This is a genomic window from Micromonospora sp. NPDC049051 (genome assembly GCF_043197575.1).
Taxonomy (GTDB): domain Bacteria; phylum Actinomycetota; class Actinomycetes; order Mycobacteriales; family Micromonosporaceae; genus Micromonospora.
In genome coordinates this window covers 986,360-1,005,744 of the sequence record NZ_JBICTL010000001.1, presented here as the reverse complement: position 1 = coordinate 1,005,744, position 19,385 = coordinate 986,360, and the positions used below count along the sequence as shown (strand labels likewise).

17 protein-coding genes and 1 tRNA gene are annotated in these 19,385 nt (G+C 72.2%); 10 read left to right on the top strand and 8 right to left on the bottom strand.

What is annotated here, in order from left to right; genetic code table 11:
- Nucleotides 1-356 precede the first annotated feature (356 nt).
- The 4 genes from ACGFIR_RS04835 to ACGFIR_RS04820 all read left to right on the top strand — a co-directional run bounded on the left by ACGFIR_RS04835 (nt 357) and on the right by ACGFIR_RS04820 (nt 6,157).
- Entirely contained in the window at nt 357-2,669 is a 2,313-nt protein-coding gene (locus ACGFIR_RS04835; protein ID WP_393143262.1) for a M14 family metallopeptidase, read from the top strand.
- 111 nt (nt 2,670-2,780) lie between these two features.
- Nucleotides 2,781-3,560 carry a class I SAM-dependent methyltransferase gene (locus tag ACGFIR_RS04830; protein ID WP_393143260.1) on the top strand — a complete coding sequence of 260 codons (780 nt, stop codon included), beginning with the start codon at nt 2,781-2,783 and terminating at the stop codon, nt 3,558-3,560.
- A 108-nt stretch (nt 3,561-3,668) separates the two neighbouring features.
- Nucleotides 3,669-4,871: a S8 family peptidase gene (locus tag ACGFIR_RS04825; RefSeq protein ID WP_393143258.1), complete on the top strand. Its 1,203-nt coding sequence runs from the start codon at nt 3,669-3,671 to the stop codon at nt 4,869-4,871.
- Between the two features lie 62 nt (nt 4,872-4,933).
- Nucleotides 4,934-6,157: a S8 family peptidase gene (locus ACGFIR_RS04820; RefSeq protein WP_393143257.1), complete on the top strand. Its 1,224-nt coding sequence runs from the start codon at nt 4,934-4,936 to the stop codon at nt 6,155-6,157.
- 76 nt (nt 6,158-6,233) lie between these two features.
- On the opposite strand, the gene ACGFIR_RS04815 is transcribed toward ACGFIR_RS04820, so the two are convergent.
- Nucleotides 6,234-7,772 carry a low temperature requirement protein A gene (locus ACGFIR_RS04815; protein WP_393143255.1) on the bottom strand — a complete coding sequence of 513 codons (1,539 nt, stop codon included), beginning with the start codon at nt 7,770-7,772 and terminating at the stop codon, nt 6,234-6,236.
- A gap of 243 nt (nt 7,773-8,015) precedes the next feature.
- Here ACGFIR_RS04815 and ACGFIR_RS04810 point away from each other — a divergent pair, with 243 nt between their 5' ends.
- Both ACGFIR_RS04810 and ACGFIR_RS04805 read left to right on the top strand, forming a co-directional pair.
- On the top strand, nt 8,016-8,900 hold the full coding sequence (locus ACGFIR_RS04810) for a serine hydrolase (protein ID WP_393143253.1): 885 nt from the start codon (nt 8,016-8,018) through the stop codon (nt 8,898-8,900).
- Between the two features lie 210 nt (nt 8,901-9,110).
- A complete protein-coding gene (locus ACGFIR_RS04805; RefSeq protein WP_393143251.1) occupies nt 9,111-10,076 on the top strand; it encodes a phosphotransferase enzyme family protein in 966 nt (321 codons plus the stop codon).
- An 81-nt stretch (nt 10,077-10,157) separates the two neighbouring features.
- Here the strand turns inward: ACGFIR_RS04805 and ACGFIR_RS04800 are convergent.
- Nucleotides 10,158-10,231: transfer RNA gene (locus tag ACGFIR_RS04800), tRNA-Ala, on the bottom strand.
- A 234-nt stretch (nt 10,232-10,465) separates the two neighbouring features.
- Here ACGFIR_RS04800 and ACGFIR_RS04795 point away from each other — a divergent pair.
- Nucleotides 10,466-11,209: a class I SAM-dependent methyltransferase gene (locus ACGFIR_RS04795; RefSeq protein WP_393143249.1), complete on the top strand. Its 744-nt coding sequence runs from the start codon at nt 10,466-10,468 to the stop codon at nt 11,207-11,209.
- Nucleotides 11,210-11,218: 9 nt separating this feature from the next.
- Here the strand turns inward: ACGFIR_RS04795 and ACGFIR_RS04790 are convergent, their stop codons facing one another.
- The 5 genes from ACGFIR_RS04790 to ACGFIR_RS04770 all read right to left on the bottom strand — a co-directional run bounded on the left by ACGFIR_RS04790 (nt 11,219) and on the right by ACGFIR_RS04770 (nt 17,498).
- Nucleotides 11,219-12,010, bottom strand: a complete 792-nt coding sequence (locus ACGFIR_RS04790; RefSeq protein ID WP_393000337.1) for a hypothetical protein — start codon at nt 12,008-12,010, stop codon at nt 11,219-11,221.
- Nucleotides 12,011-12,188: 178 nt separating this feature from the next.
- A complete protein-coding gene (locus ACGFIR_RS04785; protein WP_393143752.1) occupies nt 12,189-12,797 on the bottom strand; it encodes a GNAT family N-acetyltransferase in 609 nt (202 codons plus the stop codon).
- Between the two features lie 148 nt (nt 12,798-12,945).
- The gene (glp, locus tag ACGFIR_RS04780; protein WP_393000339.1) at nt 12,946-14,259 is read right to left on the bottom strand and encodes a gephyrin-like molybdotransferase Glp; all 1,314 of its coding nucleotides are present in this window, start codon (nt 14,257-14,259) and stop codon (nt 12,946-12,948) included.
- Complete coding sequence (locus tag ACGFIR_RS04775; RefSeq protein ID WP_393000341.1) at nt 14,256-15,218, bottom strand: UTP--glucose-1-phosphate uridylyltransferase; 963 nt, start codon at nt 15,216-15,218, stop codon at nt 14,256-14,258. The genes glp and ACGFIR_RS04775 overlap by 4 nt, the downstream gene beginning before the upstream one ends.
- A gap of 9 nt (nt 15,219-15,227) precedes the next feature.
- Nucleotides 15,228-17,498 (bottom strand): diguanylate cyclase, encoded by a 2,271-nt coding sequence (locus ACGFIR_RS04770; RefSeq protein WP_393143247.1) that lies wholly within the window; start codon nt 17,496-17,498, stop codon nt 15,228-15,230.
- Between the two features lie 85 nt (nt 17,499-17,583).
- Here ACGFIR_RS04770 and ACGFIR_RS04765 point away from each other — a divergent pair, with 85 nt between their 5' ends.
- On the top strand, nt 17,584-18,240 hold the full coding sequence (locus ACGFIR_RS04765) for a 5-formyltetrahydrofolate cyclo-ligase (protein ID WP_393000346.1): 657 nt from the start codon (nt 17,584-17,586) through the stop codon (nt 18,238-18,240).
- Nucleotides 18,241-18,302: 62 nt separating this feature from the next.
- Complete coding sequence (locus tag ACGFIR_RS04760) at nt 18,303-18,692, top strand: FmdB family zinc ribbon protein (RefSeq protein ID WP_393000348.1); 390 nt, start codon at nt 18,303-18,305, stop codon at nt 18,690-18,692.
- Nucleotides 18,693-18,753: 61 nt separating this feature from the next.
- On the opposite strand, the gene ACGFIR_RS04755 is transcribed toward ACGFIR_RS04760, so the two are convergent.
- Complete coding sequence (locus ACGFIR_RS04755; protein WP_393001375.1) at nt 18,754-18,948, bottom strand: hypothetical protein; 195 nt, start codon at nt 18,946-18,948, stop codon at nt 18,754-18,756.
- Nucleotides 18,949-19,046: 98 nt separating this feature from the next.
- On the opposite strand from ACGFIR_RS04755, the gene ACGFIR_RS04750 reads away from it, so the two are divergent.
- Nucleotides 19,047-19,385 (top strand): hypothetical protein, encoded by a 339-nt coding sequence (locus ACGFIR_RS04750; RefSeq protein ID WP_393143245.1) that lies wholly within the window; start codon nt 19,047-19,049, stop codon nt 19,383-19,385.

Below are 19,385 nucleotides of genomic sequence, written 5' to 3'. Positions count from 1 at the left end.
CCGACGCACCGCATGAGACGCATTCAGCCCGCTCGCAACCGGCACCCTTCTCCGACGCGATCCGTCGAAGCCGGACTCATCGTGGGCGGACGCACCATGCCCGTTCCTCACCGAATCGGCCCGGTCCGTCCCGCACTCGGGCCGGCCACGATCATTCACAGCCACAGACAGAAGGAGAGAGTATGCGAGGCAGACAGCCACGCATCGTGCTTTTCGCGATGTCCGCCCTCGTGGCAACCGCTTTCGTGGCGGCCGCGCCTGCGGGCGCGGACCCCACGAACCCCGCCGCCGGCTCGAAAGCCCACGGCGCGGGTCATGATGCAGGCCACGTACGCATCAAACTGACCGGCTCCGACATGCTGTACAAGCTGGTAGCCGCCGGCTACGACATCGAGCACGGCCTCACGCGCGTGCCGGACGGCATCGAGGGCGAGGCGCACGTCGACGCCGCAGAGATCGCCGAACTCAAGGCGATGGGCGTCAAGATCCTCGGCGAGAACGAGGGCTTCACCTGGAGCGACGTTGCCGACGGCGGCTTCCAGGCCGTCGGGGCGCGGGCCGCTGCCCAGCCGCTCGCGCGGTCGACGCAGCTGACCGAGGCGAACGACTCGACGGTACGGGTCGTCCGCGCCGACTGGTTCACCACGAAGGGCCAGGGCTTCCTCTACGTCGAGGCGCGGACCACCGAAGGCAACCAGAGCAACCCGGTCGTCCTGATGCAGCTCGAGAACGACTCGGGCGTCGGTACGTCGTTCGGCTTCGCCCGGACGATGAGCCGCTTCGTCGACTCCGGGCAGTACATGTTCCACCGGAACCTGTTCAAGCTGGACGCGCGTCCCGACCAGATCAAGGTCACCAGCTCGACCGGTGGCGTCGTCACCGGCAAGGTCTCCAACTGGCTCGAGGACGCTCCGCCGCCGCTGACGGACAACCCGGGCTACAAGTCGGACTTCATCGACGGCTACAAGCACCCGCAGCAGCTCTTCCAGCGCGCTGAGGAGATCGCCAAGCAGTACCCGGACATCGCCGAGATCGTCTACCTGCCGTACAAGACGAACGGCTACCAGCGCAAGGCGCAGGCCACGATCGGCGGCACCGGGCAGTCGGCGGTCGTCGTCAGCTCGGCGGCGTGGGGCCACGAGGGTGGCAACGACATCACCGTCGAGTTCGTGGAGCGGCCGGGTGCCAACCTTCCGCTCAGCGTCGACGTGTCGGGCAAGGCGGTCCGCGTCCAGCTCGCGAAGGACGCCAACGGCGCGCTCGCCAGCACCGCCGCGCAGGTGGCGGCGGCACTGGAGACCCAGTCCCAGGGCCTGATCGACCGGGCGCACCCGTACCGCACCAACGCGGGCACCGGGCTCGTCGTGCCGACGTTCGCGCCGGTCGCGCTGAGCGACTTCCTCGACCAGAAGCGCGTCGGTGCGCCGGAGGGCGAGGTGCCCCGCGGCGAGGCCACCATCCCGGTCCTCCGGATCGGCAAGCACCGTGACGGTCGCAACCCGGGTGTCCTGATCCAGGCCCAGGACCACGCCCGTGAGTGGGTGCCCGCGACGACGACGCTGGAGACGGCCGAGCGTCTGGTGCACAACTACAAGACCGACCAGGAGACGAAGAAGATCGTCCAGAACACGGACATCTTCCTCATCCTGTCGAACAACCCCGACGGCGCGAACTACAGCTTCTACAACTACGCCTCGCAGCGTAAGAACATGACGAACCACTGCGAGGACGCGAACGCCGATCCGGACCGCCGTAACCAGTGGGGCGTCGACCTGAACCGGAACTACCGGGTCGGGTCGGCCCAGGACGGCTACTCCGGTGGCTCGTCGCTGTGCACCAGCGGCACGTACCAGGGGCCGGAGAAGCTCTCCGAGCCCGAGGCGAAGAACATCGTCTGGCTGGTCGAGAAGTACTCGAACATCAAGTTCATGATGTCGGTGCACTCCAACGGCGGCCAGCTGTTCTGGCAGCCGGGCGCCTACATCGCGGACGGCCGGGTCACCACGCCGCGTCCGCCGCTGGGCGACGAGGCGTTCTACTGGCAGTCGGCCGGCCGGATCCTGTCGCAGGTCAAGGCGTACCGGGAGACCGTCGTCACGCCGGAGAACGTCGGCGGCTCGTCGGACGTCCTGTACTCCTCCGCGGGCAACGTCCGTGAGGACCTGTACCACACCTACGGGATCTACGCCTTCGGCTGGGAGGTCGGCGGCTCGATCTACAACCCGGCCACCGGCAACTGGCAGGGCGGCTCGTTCCAGCCGGCCTGGGAGGGCGACCCGGCGCTCGTCAGCGGCCACTCCGAGACCATGGAGTACGCCAACGGGATCATGGAGATGTTCCGGATCGCGGCGGAGTGGGGCAACGACAAGAAGAAGCCGACGTCCGAGCTCGTGCCCGGGGGCGGCAGGTACACCGGCTCCGTCGACGTGCGCTTCGAGACGAGCGAGCCGGCCACCATCTACTACACGACGGATGGCAGCCGGCCCACCCTCGAGTCGCCGCGCTACCAGGCGACGGAGTTCCGTGAGCCGGGGCAGGTGTTCCGCATCACCGAGACCACCACGTTCCACTGGTTCTCGGTCGACGCCTCCGGCAACGTCGAGAAGGGCTACGACCCGGAGAAGAACGGCAAGAACTACCGTTCGGCGACGGTCACGATCGTCAAGTAGGTAGCGCCCGTCCGGTAAGCCATTGCCCCGTCGGTGCGGTCCCCCGCATCGACGGGGCAATGCGCTTCTCCGGTGATTCAGCGCCGCGGCCCCGACCGCTAGCGTGGGGCAATGGCTCTTGACCCGGTAGCACACAACCGCACCGCCTGGGACCGGCAGGTCGAGCAGGGCAACGAGTGGTCACGCCCCGTCTCCACCGAGACGATCGCCAGGGCGCGGGCCGGTGACTGGTCGGTCGTCCTGATCGGCTACCGCCCCGTCGACCGTTCCTGGTTCCCCGCCGATCTCCCGGGTACGGACATCCTGTGTCTGGCCTCCGGTGGCGGGCAGCAGGGCCCGACGCTCGCCGCGGCGGGGGCCCGGGTCACCGTCTTCGACAACTCGCCCCGGCAGCTCGAACAGGACGAGTCGGTCGCTCGGCGGGACGGGCTGGAGCTGCGTACGGTCCTCGGCGACATGCGCGACCTGTCGGCGTTCCCGGACTCCTCGTTCGACCTGGTCTTCCATCCTGTGTCGAACCTGTTCGTGCCCGAACTCGCGCCGGTGTGGCGGGAGTGCTTCCGGGTGCTGCGACCGGGCGGGACGCTCCTGTCCGGCTTCCTCAACCCGGACGTCTTCCTCTTCGACCACGAGGCCCTGGACCAGCGCGGCGAGTTGGTGGTGCGCCACCGGCTGCCGTACAGCGACCTGACGCACGTCCCGGCGGCGGAGCGCGAACGCCTGTGGGGCGCGGACGCACCGTTGGAGTACAGCCACACGTTGACCGCGCAGATCGGCGGTCAGCTCGCCGCCGGCTTCGTCATCGTCGGCTTCGAGGAGGCGCCGCACCACTCCGACGCCACCGCCGGCTGGCTGCCCGGCTACTTCGCCACCCGGGCGGTCAAGCCGTGACGACGACCGCAGCCCGGTGGTATGGGGATTCCGGTATGGGTCACGCGACACCCTGACGCATAGACTTCTTTCGATTAACTCTGCGCGCCTGTCGGAGAGGACCGGAAGATGGCCTACCCACGCACGCGCCACGCGCGTCAGCTGCTCGGCGCCCTCGTCGCGATCGCGACCGGCGTCGTGGTCACCGCCGGGCCGGCGATGGCGGCGCCGGCGGTCGGCGAGATCCGGCTCGCCGACAGCCCGAACGCGGTCGCGGGCAGGTACATCGTCGTACTCAGGGACGCGGCCGTCGGCGCACGGGCCGGCACCGCCCAGGCCCGCGTCGCGGTGCCCGACAAGGCCGGAGAGCTGAGCAGGCGGTACGGCGGCACGGTCACCCGGGTCTACGGCGCGGCGGTCAACGGCTTCGCGGCGACGCTCAGCACCTCGGCCGCGAAGCGGCTGGCGGCCCACCCCGACGTCGCCTACGTCGAGCAGGACCAGGCGGTGTCGATCAACGCGACCCAGCTCAACCCGCCGTCGTGGGGGCTGGACCGGATCGACCAGCGCGACCTGCCGCTGAACCAGGCGTACACCTACCCGAACACGGCCAGCAACGTACGGGCGTACATCATCGACACCGGCATCCGGTTCTCGCACAGCGACTTCGGCGGGCGGGCCGTCAGCGGCTACGACGCGGTCGACGGCGGGTCGGCGGACGACTGCAACGGGCACGGCACACACGTCGCGGGCACCGTCGGCGGTGCCACGTACGGGGTGGCCAAGGGAGTCCAACTGGTCGGCGTACGGGTGCTGGACTGCTACGGCAGCGGCACCTACGCCGGCGTCATCGCCGGGGTCGACTGGGTGACCCGGAACGCGGTCAAGCCCGCGGTGGCGAACATGAGCCTCGGCGGCACAGCGAGCAGCACGTTGGACAACGCGGTCACCAACTCGATCGTCTCCGGCGTGACGTACGCCGTGGCGGCCGGCAACTCCACTGCCAACGCCTGCAACTCCTCCCCCGCCCGGGTTCCCGTCGCGATCACCGTGGGCGCCAGCACCAGCACCGACGCGCGTGCGCCGTACTCCAACACCGGGGCCTGCCTGGACATCTGGGCACCGGGCTCGTCGATCACCTCGGCCTGGTACACCGGCAACACCGCGACCAACACCATCAGCGGCACGTCGATGGCCGCGCCGCACGTGGCCGGCGCGGCGGCGCTGGTGGTGTCCGTCACCAACTGGCCGCCGAACCTGGTCCGCGACCACCTGGTCGCCAACGCGACCACCGGCAAGCCGGCCAGCCCGCTGCTGTTCGTCGTGAACTGACGGTGCCCGCGCGCCCGGACGCCTCGGCGGCACCGGCGGGAGCACCAGGGAGGACAGACGCCATGACAGTTCTCAGCAGCGGTCGGCGGGTGCTCGCCACCGGCCTCGCGATGGTCACGGCCCTCGCGGTGGCGAGTCCCGCCCCGGCCGTCGCCGGGGTGACCGGACAGATCCGGGCATCCGGCAGCGCCACCGCCGTCGCCGACAGCTACATCGTCGTCCTGCGGGACCCGGCGGTGGGCGCCACGGCCGGCACCCGGCGCGCGATCGACGCCGTCCCGGACCTGGCCGCGGGGCTGGCCCGACGGTACGGCGGCAGCGTCACCCGGGTCTACGGCGCGGCGCTCAACGGGTTCGCGGTACGGCTGACCGAGCCGGCCGCGAGGCGACTGGCGGGCCACCCCGACGTGGCGTATCTCGAACAGGACCAGACGGTCACCTCCGACGCCGTCCAACGGCCCACGCCCTCGTGGGGCATCGACCGGATCGACCAGCGCGCCCTGCCGCTGAACCAGACCTACAACTTCGACTACGTCGCCAGCGGGGTGCGGGCGTACGTCATCGACAGCGGCCTGTACCTCTCGCACTCCGACTTCTACAACGGCCGGGCGACCAGCGGATACGACGCGATCGACGGCGGGCAGGCCGACGACTGCAACGGGCACGGGACGCACGTCGGCGGCACCGTCGGCGGCCGCCAGTACGGGGTGGCCAAGGACGTCAAGCTGGTCGCCGTACGCGTCATCGCCTGCGTACGGCCCAGCACCGTGTCCGAGGTGATCGCCGGCGTGAACTGGGTGGCCGCCAACGCGGTGAAGCCGGCGGTGGCGATCTTCGCCCACCACACCTCGGCCTCGACCGTCCTCGACCAGGCCGTCGGCACGGCCGTCACCTCCGGCGTCACGTTCGTCGTCTCCGCGGGCAACGACACCGCCAACGCGTGCGGCTACTCCCCCGCCCGGGTGCCGACGGCGATCACGGTCGGGGCGACGTCGCAGACCGACCAGCGGGCCGCCTGGTCCAACACCGGGGCATGCCTGGACCTCTTCGCCCCCGGCGTGGCCATCACCTCCGCCTGGTACACCAGTTCCATGGCGTCGTCGAGCGCCAGCGGTACGTCGATGGCCGCCGCCCACGTGGCCGGGGCCGCCGTCCTGATCCTCGCGGCGAACCCGACCTTCACCCCGGCCCAGGTGCGCGACGCCCTCGTGGCGCAGGCGACCGTGGGGATCGTGCCCAATCCCGGCACCGGCTCGCCCAACCGCCTGCTCTACGTCGGCCCGTGACCGGACCGCCAGGTGGCCGGGGACCGGCGTGCGGTAGAGCGCGGCCCGGCTGACCCGGCTCGCCGGCCAGCCACGTTCAGCTCCGCGTCCGGTTCGGCGGCCGCTGGATCATCTTGGCCAACCTCGTGAGCCCCAGCCAGCTGGTCTCCCTGTCGCCTGGCTCTGGCTGCTCCGGAGGGCGGCCGGCAGCCTGCCGGCTGTCACCCAGGACGACGCCGAACAGGACAGCCGCCGCGGTGGATGCCGCGACGAGCGGTGGAGCGGACAGCAACGGTGGGCCGGCTGCGAGCAGGACGGCGATGCCCACCCACCGGCGGAGGGAGGTTCGAGCGAAGACGGCCAGTTCGAGGGCGGTCCGGCCAAGCAGGAAGCAGGCGGGGCCGCCGAGGATCATGGCGAGCCACGCCGGATAGCTGTGCCCGATCGGGCGTGTCTGGACGATGCCATGCCCGATCGAGGTGCCAAGGATTCCGATAATCATCATGAAGTGTGCGGATCCGGCAAATCGGCCGACGCCTGCCGGATCGCGAGCTTGGGACACCGCGTCGCCAAGCACCAGACCTGCTCGATGGAAATAGATCCGCCACAGCAGCACCGCCGTCAGGAACGCCACGAGCAGGCCCAGGATCTCGTTGAGAGTCACCTGTCGGCGACCGCCCGCGAATGTGGCACCAACCGACAGAATGCTCTCCCCCAGCGCGATGAGCATCAGCTGCTGATACCGCTCCGTCAGATAGTGCGGCCGCAGAGCCCACACCCAGGCTCGCTCCCGTCCCCGGCCCGGCAGCGGCCAACCCAGCCGCGCCGAGCCCAGTTCGACGGCCACCGCCACGCCCCAGAACGCCAGCCGCCCAGTGCCGTGTGTCAACGCGCCTACGATCCAGAACACCGCCCCTACCGCGAACCAGGACACGTTCCGGTAGTACAGATCGCGGAGGGGATGGGCGCCCAGGAACCAGACGAGAATCGCGACCCGTCCGGTCTGTGCCACTATGTACGCCAGCACGAACGCGATAGCGCCACCGTCGAAGGCGGTCGTCAGGCTGGTGCCCATCACGAGCATCGCGAAGGCTGTCAGCAGGACCGACTGTCGGGCTCTTGTCGTCTCAGGCTGAAACCTGGCGGTCATGTAGGCCGTTATCGTCCACGTCCAGATCAGCGGCACGAACAGCAGCAGAGCCTTTCCGACCGCTATCCATCGGATGGAAGAGTCGGCACTACCGGCACCCTCCACCACGAAGCCGACCAGCCGGTTGAGGGCGAACACCATGATCAGATCGAAGAACAGCTCGATGTAGCTGGCCTGCTCACTGCTCTCTCTGGTACGCAGGAGCCCCGCTGCACGCTGTCGCGCCCACCGGTCGCGGTCTCCCTGCATCCCCTCATCGCAGCGGATGCCCTCCACGACTGCAGCAAAATCGACAGCCATCCCACCCCAGCGCTCGTCGGGGTGCCGCCCTCCGGTGACGTTGGTGTCGTTGGAGCGGAGGTAGCCGCCTGTCACGTTCCCGGATCGGGCCATCGGCAGCCAGTGACCACTCCCAAGGTGGGCACATTCTGCGCACATTGCGAGCACATTATCGCTGACTACCTTGACCAGGCTGGCATGGTCCACAAAGAATCCAGTTCGCCCACGACGAGTGAAGCATTCACCATCTTCGCCGGATGATCGACTGGCTGCACAGAGGGCCAGCAGGCGAGAAGATCGGAGCTGAAATCAGTGGAGAACCTTAGCCGAAGGGCTGCCCTCGGAGTGGGGGCTGCTGCCGTCACTCTTGTCGCCACCGGCGGGGCCGCGGCGAAGGCAAGTGCCCCCTTGTCGACGGCCGGAGGAAACGCTTCGATCGACCATCGGGACATGATTCGCGCGACATACAGGCAGCAGAAGGCCCAGGCGGGCGGCGTGTGGCATTCGCACATCAGCATGCTGGACTCAGCCAACACGCCGAGAACCGTGCTGGAAGACGGCGCCGACCACGTCATCCATGGCTACAGCGTGCAAAAGCTCGCTGTGGCGACTGCGGTGATGGACAAGGTGGATCGCGGTGAACTGCGGCTCGACCAGAAGCTCGACCTGACTGCGGACATCATTCTCGGCGGCAGCGGCATCTACCACCTGCAAACTGTCTGGGGCGACGACATAACGATTGCCAATTTCCTGACCGCGATGCTCCTGGTGTCTGACAATACCGCGGTGAGGATGTGCGGGAGAGTTGTCCCGGCCTTGGAGATCAACGAAATCCTGGCGGCTAAGGGGTTTGCGCAGACCCGTGTTGAGCCGGTTGCCAACCCCAACCGATTCTTCCTTGGCGTCACCACACCCCGCGAGATGCACGATCTGCTGTGGCGTTTGGCGCGCAAGACGCTGCTGTCGCCGAAATCCTGCGACTTCCTGCTGGGTATCACCCGTTGGCTGAATGGCTACCATGACGGGATCCGGCGCAACATGTCCTCGGACGAGCGGAGCCGTGTCGCAACCAAATACGGCGCAGATTTCGACGAACGCGGCGCAGCACGCCATGAAGCGGGAATCATGTTCGGGACAGATGGCGCGCCGGCGCTGGTGTATTCGCTCTTCGCCGACGCTCTCGGCGACCTGGACAACTACGGCGCCACCCATCCTGCGGTGCAGGCCCACGCCGTCCTCGGTCGGACCATGTTCGACGCCATCAGCCAGGCGGCCGATCCCACTGCCGCAGCCCGGCACCGACCGATCCCGTTCACACCCGTTGACGGCGGCTGATTGCCGGTTGTCGTCGGCAGAAGCGGCGAGCAGGGCGGTGGCTTCCCGCAGATAGCGCCAGCGGGGGCTGGTGACGTTGGTGTTCGACAGCCGTTCCGCCGGCGAGCCCGGTCCCGCCCGGTTGGGGGATCTGGTCGGGTTCGCTGCCGACTCCGGCTAGAGGCGGCAAATCCCTTGCCGGCCGTCCTGCGAACTGCGATGGTTCCGTCGGTGATCGACAGGCCTGGCGTTGACGAACGGTTGCTGGCGGCCGAGGTGGCCGCCGCCTGGTCGGTGGACGTCGCCGATCTCGTGTTCATGCCGGTCGGGCTCGACGGGCACGCGTGGGCGTACCGGGTGGAGACGTCCGACGGTCGGCGCTACTTCCTGAAGCTGCGCCGGGGCGATTTCACCCGGGCTGCCGTCCTGCTGCCCGGCTTTCTCCGCACGCGGGGCCTCAGGCAGGTCGTCGCGCCCATCGACCTCCCGGACGGCGGAGCCAGTCGCGGGTTCGGGAACTTTCGCCTGCTGCTCTACCCGTTCCACGACGGCGGCAGCCTGTGGGGCCGTGGCCTGACCGACCGCCAGTGGATCGAGTACGGCGAGTTCCTGGGTCGGCTGCACGGGGTCACGCCGAGCGCAGACCTCGCCGCCGTCCTGCCGGCGGAGACCTACCGGTCGAGCGCGGGCGAGCGGCTGCGATCCCTCGGCGGGCAGGCTGCGGCGAGCGAGGCCCTCGGCGGTTTCTGGGACCGGTACGGTGCGGCGCTGCACCGGTTGGCGGAGACGGTCGACGACCTGGCCTCCCGCGTGCCGCACGCCCGACACGTCATCTGCCACGCCGACATCCACCCCGGCAACCTGATCGCCGACGGCGACGGTCCACTGCACGTCGTGGACTGGGATGCGCCGATCCTCGCGCCGCGCGAACGCGACCTGATGTTCGTCTTCAGCCGGGACTTCGGCGACCACCCGATCAACGCGCACCGCGCCGAGCTCTTCCGTCGAGGCTATGGGCCGCTGGAGCCGGACCAGACCATGCTGAGCTACTACCGCGGCGAGCGGCACCTCGACGACGTCGCCGTATCCCTGCGTAGCATCCTCAGCCCCGAGGCCAGCCCAGAGTCCCGAGCCAACGACCTGCACTGGCTCACCCGCATCGCCGAGACCGTCGCCGACCCCGGCTACGCGCCCTGATCTGCCACGCGCCCTGATCTGGCTGCTGCGCAGGATCGGAAAAGGCCGTCTCCGACGAGCGGAAACGGCCTTTGATTTGGGTGGAGTTGAGGGGATTCGAACCCCTGACCCCCTCGATGCGAACGAGGTGCGCTACCGGACTGCGCCACAACCCCTCCGCCGGCGGACCGGCATCGGTCCCACCCGGCTTTCACCGGGCGGGCCGGCGCCAAGGCTAACAGGTTCACCGCCCTCGCCGCGAACCCACCCCCCGCGCGCCGAGATCTTGGCACGAAACGGCCCGTTCGGGGGGCCGCCATCCACCAAGATCGCGAAGAGGGACCCCGGCCACGACCGGCGGGCGCGAAAATCGATGGACATCGCGGGCGGCGGTGGGAAGCGTGGGGCGCATGCGACAGGAGGACGTCTGGAACGACGAGGCCGCCCAACGCTACGACACTCCCGGCACCGGCATGTTCGCCCCCGAGGTGCTGGGGCCGACCGTGGAGCGCCTCGCCGAGCTGGCGGGCGGCGGAGCTGCGCTCGAGTTCGCCATCGGCACCGGCCGGGTGGCCGTACCGCTCGCCGCGCGCGGGGTACCGGTCAGCGGCATCGAGCTGTCCCCGCCGATGGTGGCGCGGCTGCGTACGAAGGTGGACGAGGCGACGGTCCCGGTGGTCGTCGGCGACATGGCGACCGCCACCGCCCCGGGCGAGTTCTCGCTGGTCTACCTGGTCTACAACACGGTCTCGAACCTGCTCACCCAGGCCGGGCAGGTGGCCTGCTTCCGTAACGCCGCCCGCCACCTGGCCCCGGGCGGCCGGTTCGTGATCGAGTTGTGGGTGCCGGAGCTGCGCAAGCTTCCGCCGGGCCAGGAGGCGACGGTCTGGGTGTCCGAGCCGGGATACATCGGCCTGGACACCTACGACGTGCTGCGCCAGCAGGTCGTGTCGCACCACTTCCGGTTCGACGGGAGCACGCAGGCCCGGCTGTTCCGGTCGCCGCACCGCTACATCTGGCCCGCCGAGCTGGACCTGATGGGCCAGTTGGCCGGGTTCGAGCTGGAGAGCCGGCACGCGGACTGGTCCGGCGCGGAGTTCACCGCCGACTCGCGGTCCCACGTGTCCGTCTACCGCCTGCCAGCCACGAGCTGACGTTACGGGTCAGGCCGAGTGGGAGCCGCGGCCGGACTGGTAGGGGCGACCGCGCAGGCCGCCCGAGCGGCGGTAGGAGACCGAGCCGCCGTTGGCCGCCGCCGGCAGGTCCGCCGGCCGGTCCAGGCCCATCGCGGCGCGGCGTACCACCTCGCGTTGGGCCGCCAGGCGGCGCTGCGCCTCCCGGCGGGCCGCCGCCCGGCGGGCCTGCTCCCGCCGCACCTCGGCCTGGCGGGCGGCCAGCCACGCCGCCTCCCGGGCCCGCGCCCGCCGCCGCCGGCGATCCGCCACCGCCAGCCGCCGCAGATGTACGACGTACGCGACCAGCAGGGTGGCGGTGACCCCGAAGCTGATCCAGAAGCCGGGGCTGACCACGACCACGCCGATCAGCTCGACGAAGTTGAGCAGCAGCAGGGCGGCGAGCACCCGACGGCGCCGGTAGACGGCGGGCGGGTGGTGCCGGCGGGGCGGCGGCCGGCGGCGGCCCTTCCTGGGGGCGGGCGGCACCGCGCGCAGCCGCTTCGACCGGCGCGTCGCGGGGGGACCGGAGACCGGCGCGGAGAGCCCACCGGTGCTCGCGTCTTCACTGAGGGTGATCACAAGGTTGCGGGGCGGGTGCACCGGCCGGCGTCCCGGCACAGTGCGGCGCCGCCGGCGGCGCTGGAGCACCCGCGCCGTCGACTGCGCCCGCTCCGCCACCAGCCGCTCGGTGGCGTCGTACCGGCGAACCAGCGCCGGGGCGAGGGCGAGCAGACCGGCGGCGGCGAGGACGGCGAGGAGCACCGAGGTCGGCACCCTCACCCCTCCCGTCACCGAATTCGGAGCAACCACCGCCCGGCCGCAGGATCTTCCATCGAACGTGGTCGGGTTCGCGGATCGTACGGGTGGAGCAGCGCTTGCCACAGCTTGCAGTTACTTGAGGTTACGGGCCGTGGACACGGATGCTGACACGCCGCGCCGATCCCGTGCGTGGGACGCCTCACCCCGTGGTGGTGCGGACCCGGTGCCAGCGGGCCAGCAGCCCACCCTCGGCGGCGACCTCCTCGCTGGTCATCGCATATCCGATATGGTCCCGCCACGCACCGTCGATGTGCATGTAGCGCACGTGGTACGACTCCTCGCGGAACCCCAGCTTCTCCACCACCCGCCGGGACGGCCGGTTCTCCGGGCGGATGTTCACCTCGACCCGGTGCAGCCCGGCCACGCCGAACGCGTGGTCGACCGCGAGCGCCAGCGCGGTGGGGATGACGCCCCGACCGGCCACCCGGGAGTCCACCCAGTAGCCCACGTACGCGGAGCAGAACGCCCGCCGCACGATGCTGCCCACGTTGAGGTGGCCGACCAGCCGCTCCCGGCCGCCCTCGCGCAGGCAGACGGCGAACGGCATCCCCTCGCCGGTGCGCGCCGAGCGGCGCTGGTCGCGGTAGACCCAGCGGAACGCGGCCGGCGAGTTCAGCTCGTACCAGCTTCCCGGCAGGGACGACTCCCACGGCGCCAGCCACTCCCGGTTGGCGCGGCGCACCTCCGACCAGGCGGCGGCGTCCGAACGCCGGTAGGGCCGCAGCAGCACCGGCCCGTCGGTCAGCACCACCGGCCACCCCGGCGCGCGCCCGACCCCGAACAGACTCACCGACCAGATCCTCCGCTCGCGACCGACGACGCCGACGCCCGGGCGACACCCACCGGGCCGTACCTCCCGCTCCCGGTCGCGAGGCCCGGGAACGCACTCACCGCGCTCACCGGCGCCGGTCCAGCAGGAGGACGTCCACCGTGGAACCGGCCGCCGCGGTGGTCACCCGCTCGCCGAGCACCATCAGCCCGTTCGCCTCCGCCAGGCCCGAGAGGGTGTACGGGCCACCGTTGAGCGGCTGCACCGTGTAGCCGCCGCCGCGCCGCTCGGCGACGTGCGCGGGCCGGAACTCGCGCAGCCCCACCGGGGACGAGATCGTCTCCAGCAGGTGCGCGCGGACGCTGGGCCGGAACACCGGTTCCGCACCGGCCAGCAGGTTGATCGCCGGGCGGGCCAGCACCTCGAAGCCGATCAGGGCCGAGCCCGTGTCGCCGGGCAGGCAGACCACCGGCACCTCCTCGGCGCCGACCGTGCCGAAGCCGAGCGAGGTGCCGGGATAGAGCGCGACCTCGGTGAACGTGACGGGGCCCGCCCGACTGCCCTCCCGGCGGGAGAGGATCCGCCGCACCATGTCGCCCGGCCCGGTGCCGGTGCCGCCGGTGGTGATGATCAGGTCGGCGCGCAGCGTCTGGTCCTCCAGCAACCCGCGCAGCCCCTCCGGATCGTCGTCGCAGATGCCCACCCGGTACGCCAGCGCGCCCACCTCGGCCGCGGCGGCCGTCAGCGCGTGCGAGTTGGCGTCGACCGTCTGGCCGGGCTGGCTGCCCCGCCCCACGTCGACCAGTTCGTCGCCGGTGGCCACGATGACCACCCGGGGGCTGGGCCGGACCACGACGTGCCCGATGCCGGTGGCGGCGAAGACCGCCACGAGCGCGGGCGAGACGTAGGTGCCGGCCCGGGCCAGCAGGGTGCCGGCGGGCAGCTCCTCGCCGGCACGGCGCACCCCGTAGCCCCGTTTGGGGACGCGGAAGATCTCCACCGCGGCCATGCCCTGGTCGGTCCACTCGACCGGGACGACCACGTCCGCGGTGAGTGGCAGCGGCGCCCCTGCGGCGACGGAGAAGCAGGCGCCCGGGGTGAGCCGGACCGGCCGCCAACTCGCCGCGCCGAGGTCGCCGACGACGTTGAGCCGGACGTTGCGCCCGCCCGGCCCGCCGGACTGGCTCGGGACGTAGCCCACGCCCCGGCCACCCCCGGAGATGTCCTCCCAGCGCGCCGCGTACCCGTCCACGGCCGCCTGGTCGAAGGCCGGGAAGGAGTGCGGCGCCACGACGTCCTCGGCGAGGACGTTGCCGTGGGCCTGGGTGAGGTCGAGGTCGAGCGGAGGCAGCGCGCGTAACCTGCGCAGCACGCTGCCCAGGTAGTCGGCGAGCGGCGTCAACTCGTTCGCGGCCGCCTCGGCGTCGGCCGACGCTGTCATGTACCAGTCACGCCCGACGCGTCGGAGTTGACGAACTCGGCCAGCCACGCGCGGAACTCGGCGCCGAGGTCGTCGCGCTCGGCGGCGATCTGCACCACGGTCTGGAGGTAGCCCAGCGGCATGCCGGTGTCGTAGCGGGTGCCCCGGTAGACGATCGCGTGCACCGGGGTGCCCTCGCCGCGCAGCAACTCCATCGCGTCGGTGAGCTGGATCTCCCCGCCGCTGCCGGGCTTCGTCCGTCGGATCGCGTCGAAGATGCTGCTCGGCAGCACGTAGCGGCCCAGCACTGCGAGATTGCTCGGCGCGTCCTCCGGCTTCGGCTTCTCCACCATGCCGGTGACCCGGACGACCTCGCCGATGTCGGTCAGCTCCGCCTCGGCCGGCTCCACCGAGGCGATGCCGTAGCGCTTCGTCTCGGCCGGGTCGACCTCGAAGAAGGCCAGCACCACACCGCCCGTACGCGCCTGGAGTTCCAGCATGGCCGGCAGCAGCGGCTCGGCGGGCTTGACGAACTCGTCGCCCAGCAGCACCGCGAACGGCTGGTCGCCGACGTGCGACTCGGCGTAGCCCACGGCGTGGCCCAGGCCGAGCTGCTCGGGCTGGCGGCAGGTGTAGATCTCGGCCAGCTCGCTGGGGCCGCGCACGGCGGCCAGCCGCTCGTCGTCGCCCTTGGCCTCCAGCCGCGCCTCCAGGTCGGGGCGGCGGTCGAAGTGGTCCACCATCGACGTCTTGCCCCGACCGGTGATGAGCAGGACGTCGGCGATGCCGGCCTGGGTGGCCTCCTCGACGATGTACTGCAATACCGGTCGGTCGACCACCGGGAGCAGCTCCTTGGGCACCGCCTTCGTGGCCGGCAGGAACCGGGTGGCCAGACCGGCGGCCGGGATCACGGCCTTTACCGCGCGGGAGCGACCGGTTGCGGCGGTCGCCGGTGAGGGGTTCGCTGAGTGCTCCGACATGTCGCGAGACTATCGGCCACGGCTCTGTCGTGGCGGGTGAGGACCGGAAGACGCGCCGCCGCAGGGACCCGGCCGCACCGGGTCGGGCGCGGCCGGCGCGCTCCCCGGCGCGACGTCGGCGGAATCGTCCGGTTCGGGGCGGGCCCGGGCCGGCTGGCGGGGCGCACCGGCGCGCGGCAGCCCGTCCTCGGGGGTGCTCGCCCCGGCCGGGACGGGGATCTCCCGCGCCGGTGGGGCGGTCCGCTCCGCGGCGATCCGCCAGGTGTCCCGGCCGGCCGCCTTGGCGGCGTAGAGCGCGTCGTCGGCGGCGTCCAGCACCTGCTGGCCGGTGCCGCCGTGGTCGGGGTGCACGGCGATGCCGATGGAGACGGTGACTCCGATGGTCACGGCGGCCCCGCCGTGCCCGGCGGCGGCGATCGGGTTGTCCCGGATGGCCGCGCCGAGCCGCTCCGCGACGATCGCCGCACCCCGGGCGTCGGTCTCCGGCAGCAGCAGCACGAACTCCTCGCCACCCTGCCGGAAGGCGAGGTCGACCTCGCGGATCTCGCCGCGTACCCGGCGGGCGAACTCGGCCAGCACGGCGTCGCCGGCCGCGTGCCCGTGCGTGTCGTTGACGTCCTTGAACCGGTCCAGGTCGAGGGCGAGGACGCTGAGCATCCGGCCGAACCGGGTCGCCCGCTCGACCTCCCGGCGGAGCGACTCCCGCAGGTACCGGTAGTTCCACAGCCCGGTGAGCGGGTCGGTCAACGAGAGCCGCTGCGTCTCCTCGTGCACCCGGACGTTGTCCACCGCCACGGCGGCGTGGCCGGCGAAGGTGCGCAGCGTGACGAGGTCGTCGTCGTCGAACTCGTCCGCGCCCAACCGGTCGTAGAGGGCCAGCACCCCGAGCGCCCCGGCCGGGGCGGCCGGCTCCGACCCGGGACGGGCGACCGGCGGCCCGTCGCGGGCGGGGGCGTCGGGCGCGCCGGCCGTACCGGGGGCGGCGAACGGCACCGCGATGTACGTGTGGCAGCGCGGCTCCCCGGGCGGCGCGGCGGAGGGCTCCACGCGGCCCCGGCGCGGCTCGCCGGTCGCCGCGACGGCGCCCACCACGCCGCTGCCCAGCGGCACCCGCAGCGGTCCCGACGGCTCGTCCGCCGCGTCGGCCCCCTCCAGCCCCTCGGTGCACTGCGCGACGAGCACCCCGCCGTCGTCGACCAGCAGCACCGCCCCGGCCCGGGCGCCGGTCGCCGCGATCGCGCTGTGCAGGATCACCCGCAGGATGCGTTGCAGGTCGTGCGTGCTGGCCAGGGTGTCCCCCAGCACCGCGAGGTGCCCGCGCAGCTGGTCCCGGCTGCTGGTCAGCGCCGCCACGTAGGTGCCCGTCTCACGGGTCATCCGGTTGAACGCGCCGGCCAGCCGGCCGATCTCGTCCAGGCTGCGCACCGGCACCCGGGCGGTCAGGTCGCCGCGCGCCACCCGGTCCGCCGCGCCGGCCAGCTCGACCAGCGGGCGGGTGGTCACCCGGGCCAGCCGCCAGGCGGCCACCACGGCCAGCAGGGCCGCCACGAGCACCGCCGAGCCCAGCGCGACGTACAGGCCCTGGGGTCGTTCGCTGGGCACCGAGAGCACCAGCGGCAGGGGCTGCCCGGCGGACGGGCCCACCCTGCGGACGTACCGGCCGTCGGGGATCTCGGTGACCCGCTCGTCGTGCAGCGTGCCGGCGGCGGCGAGCACGGCGTCGCGTACGCCGGTCGACTCGGTGCTGTGGGCGAGCCGGACGGGCGCCGCGGCGTCGTCGAGCAGGGTGACCGCCACCCCCGTCACGGCCGCGAGGCGCGCCACGAAGGCCGGGTCGACCGGCTGCGCGACGGTGACCGTGCCCAGCGGCCCGCCGGCCCGGTCGTGCAGGTCGGCCCGGGCCGCGAGCGCCCGCACCGGCCCGGCGACGGGCGCCTCGGCGCAGTCCCGCCAGGGCTCCGGGGGGCCGCCGGGCGTGGCGAAGTTGACCCGGCCGGTGACGTCGCTGACCCGCACGGCGACGGCCAGGCCACGGCGGACCACCTGGCTCGCTGCCGCCGGCCGGTCGCTGGTCAGGGCGACCGCGTCGGCGGCGGCCCGCAACTGCTGGCAGAGGGCGGCGACGGAGGTGCGCACGGTCGCGGCGGCCACCGCGAGGCGCTCGGTGGAACGGCTCGAGTCGACCGCAGCCACGGTCGCCCCGACGAACATCACCCCGAGCACCACCGGGCCGAGCGCCACCGCCAGGAAGGCTGTGGTCAACCGCCCGCGTAGCGTCACTCGGTCCCCCCGGAAGTTCCGCCGCCGTTGCTTGCGATGCTGACACAGAGCCACCAGGGGACAAACGTTGCGTCAGGAGTGTTGCGTGCCCGATTTTTCTCATGGAGCGCAAGAGGCGAAGCGGAATGTGCGAACCGCCATTCTCGCGCGCCGCCGGGCGCTGACCGCGCCGCAGCGGGCCGACGCCGCCGGGCGCGTCCAGGCCGAGCTGGTGGCTCTCGTACGCCGGCTGCGCCCGCCACGGATGACGGCGTACGTGCCGGTCGGCTCCGAGCCGGGCGGGCCCGACCTGCCGGCGGTGCTGCACGCGGCGCTGCCGCCGGGCGGTGAGCTGCTGCTGCCGGTGCTCCGCGACGACCTCGACCTGGACTGGGCGGCCTGGAGCGGGCCGGCCGGGCTGGTGGCCGCCGGGCGGGGGATGCGCGAGCCGGACGGGCCCCGGCTGGGCCGGGCGGCGGTCGCCGACGCGCAGCTCGTGGTGCTGCCCGCGCTGGCGGTGGACCGCCGGGGGCTGCGGCTGGGCCGGGGCGGCGGCTCGTACGACCGGGCGCTGGCCCGGGTGCCGGCGTCCGCCCTGACCGTGGTCCCGCTGCACGACGACGAGCTGGTGGAGGCGCTTCCCGCCGAGCCGCACGATCGGCCGGTACGCGCGGTCGTCACGCCCGCCGAGGGTCTGCGTACGCTGGACGCCGCCCCGGGTGTCGCGCCCCACACTTCCGCTGGACGAATCCGGGGGCGATGACGCACCATTGGCACTCGAATACGTCGAGTGCCAGACCGGCCGTACCAGATCCGGAGGAGAACGTGCCCACGTACCAGTACGCCTGCACCGCGTGCGGCCACCAGCTCGAGGCGGTGCAGTCCTTCTCCGACGCGCCGCTGACCGAGTGCCCGGCGTGTGAGGGGCGGCTGCGGAAGCTCTTCAACTCCGTCGGCATCGTGTTCAAGGGCTCGGGCTTCTACCGCACGGACTCGCGCTCGTCCGGCTCGGACAGCGCGACCAGCGGCGCCGCCGCCAAGCCGGCGAAGTCCGACTCGTCCTCCGGCGGTGACTCCGGCTCGTCCGGCGGCTCGACCGCCGCGTCCTCGTCGTCGGGCTCGTCCTCGGCTTCGGGCTCGTCCTCGTCGGGCGCGGGTGGCTCCTCGGGCGGCGGGGGCAAGACCCCGGCCGCCAGCACCGCCAGCGCCTCCTGAGCCGCGCCGCCGTGGCGGCGGTCAGGGCGGCATGCAGCTGATGTTCATGCTGCGCTGCCGGTCAGTCCCAGTGCGGGGGGCGCTCGGCGAGCAGCCAGTCGTCGTTGCCGCCGGAGCGCTCGCCCCAGCCCCGGTCGGTGTCGTCGGCGGTCTGCTCGGGCAGCACCACGAAGTCGTCGCTGAGGTCGACCGTGCGGTCGTCGTCGCCGCGTACCGCCGCAGTGCCCGGATCATCGGTGATGCTCACGAGCGGCAAGACTAGCGCAGCCGCCACCCGGCCAACGGCATCGAACGTCGTCCGGGCCGCCGCGTCCGGCCCGCCGGCGGGCCGGGGCGTTGGTAGCGTCGGACGGCGTGACGACCCCCACCTCCGGCGGCTCCCCCGACGAGTACTGGCGCCGCCCCGCCGTCCCGCCCGAGCGGCCACCGGGCCCGCCGCCGGGGCCACCGGCGGCGCCCCCGGTGCGGGGCAGCGGCTACCCGGGCCCGCCCGCGACCACCCCGCCCCCGGCCGGATGGCGTCCGCCGGTGCACCTACGACCGCCACCGCCCCGGCGACTGCCGCCACAGGACATGGCGGAGATCGACGCCGACGAGCAGCGGGCACAACGGCTCACGTACGGCGTGGGCACGGTGGCCGGGGTGGTGCTGGTCATCCTGGTCTGCGTGCTCTGCTCCCGGCTCGTGTTCTGA

Bases quoted from the DNA above. Each gene is read 5' to 3' on its own strand.
- ACGFIR_RS04835 (WP_393143262.1), top strand. From the start codon at position 357: ATGCTGTACAAGCTGGTAGCCGCCGGCTACGACATCGAGCACGGCCTC.
- ACGFIR_RS04775 (WP_393000341.1), bottom strand. From the start codon at position 15,218: ATGTCGGAGCACTCAGCGAACCCCTCACCGGCGACCGCCGCAACCGGT.
- ACGFIR_RS04825 (WP_393143258.1), top strand. From the start codon at position 3,669: ATGGCCTACCCACGCACGCGCCACGCGCGTCAGCTGCTCGGCGCCCTC.
- ACGFIR_RS04830 (WP_393143260.1), top strand. From the start codon at position 2,781: ATGGCTCTTGACCCGGTAGCACACAACCGCACCGCCTGGGACCGGCAG.
- ACGFIR_RS04795 (WP_393143249.1), top strand. From the start codon at position 10,466: ATGCGACAGGAGGACGTCTGGAACGACGAGGCCGCCCAACGCTACGAC.
- ACGFIR_RS04820 (WP_393143257.1), top strand. From the start codon at position 4,934: ATGACAGTTCTCAGCAGCGGTCGGCGGGTGCTCGCCACCGGCCTCGCG.
- glp (WP_393000339.1), bottom strand. From the start codon at position 14,259: ATGACAGCGTCGGCCGACGCCGAGGCGGCCGCGAACGAGTTGACGCCG.
- ACGFIR_RS04810 (WP_393143253.1), top strand. From the start codon at position 8,016: ATGATTCGCGCGACATACAGGCAGCAGAAGGCCCAGGCGGGCGGCGTG.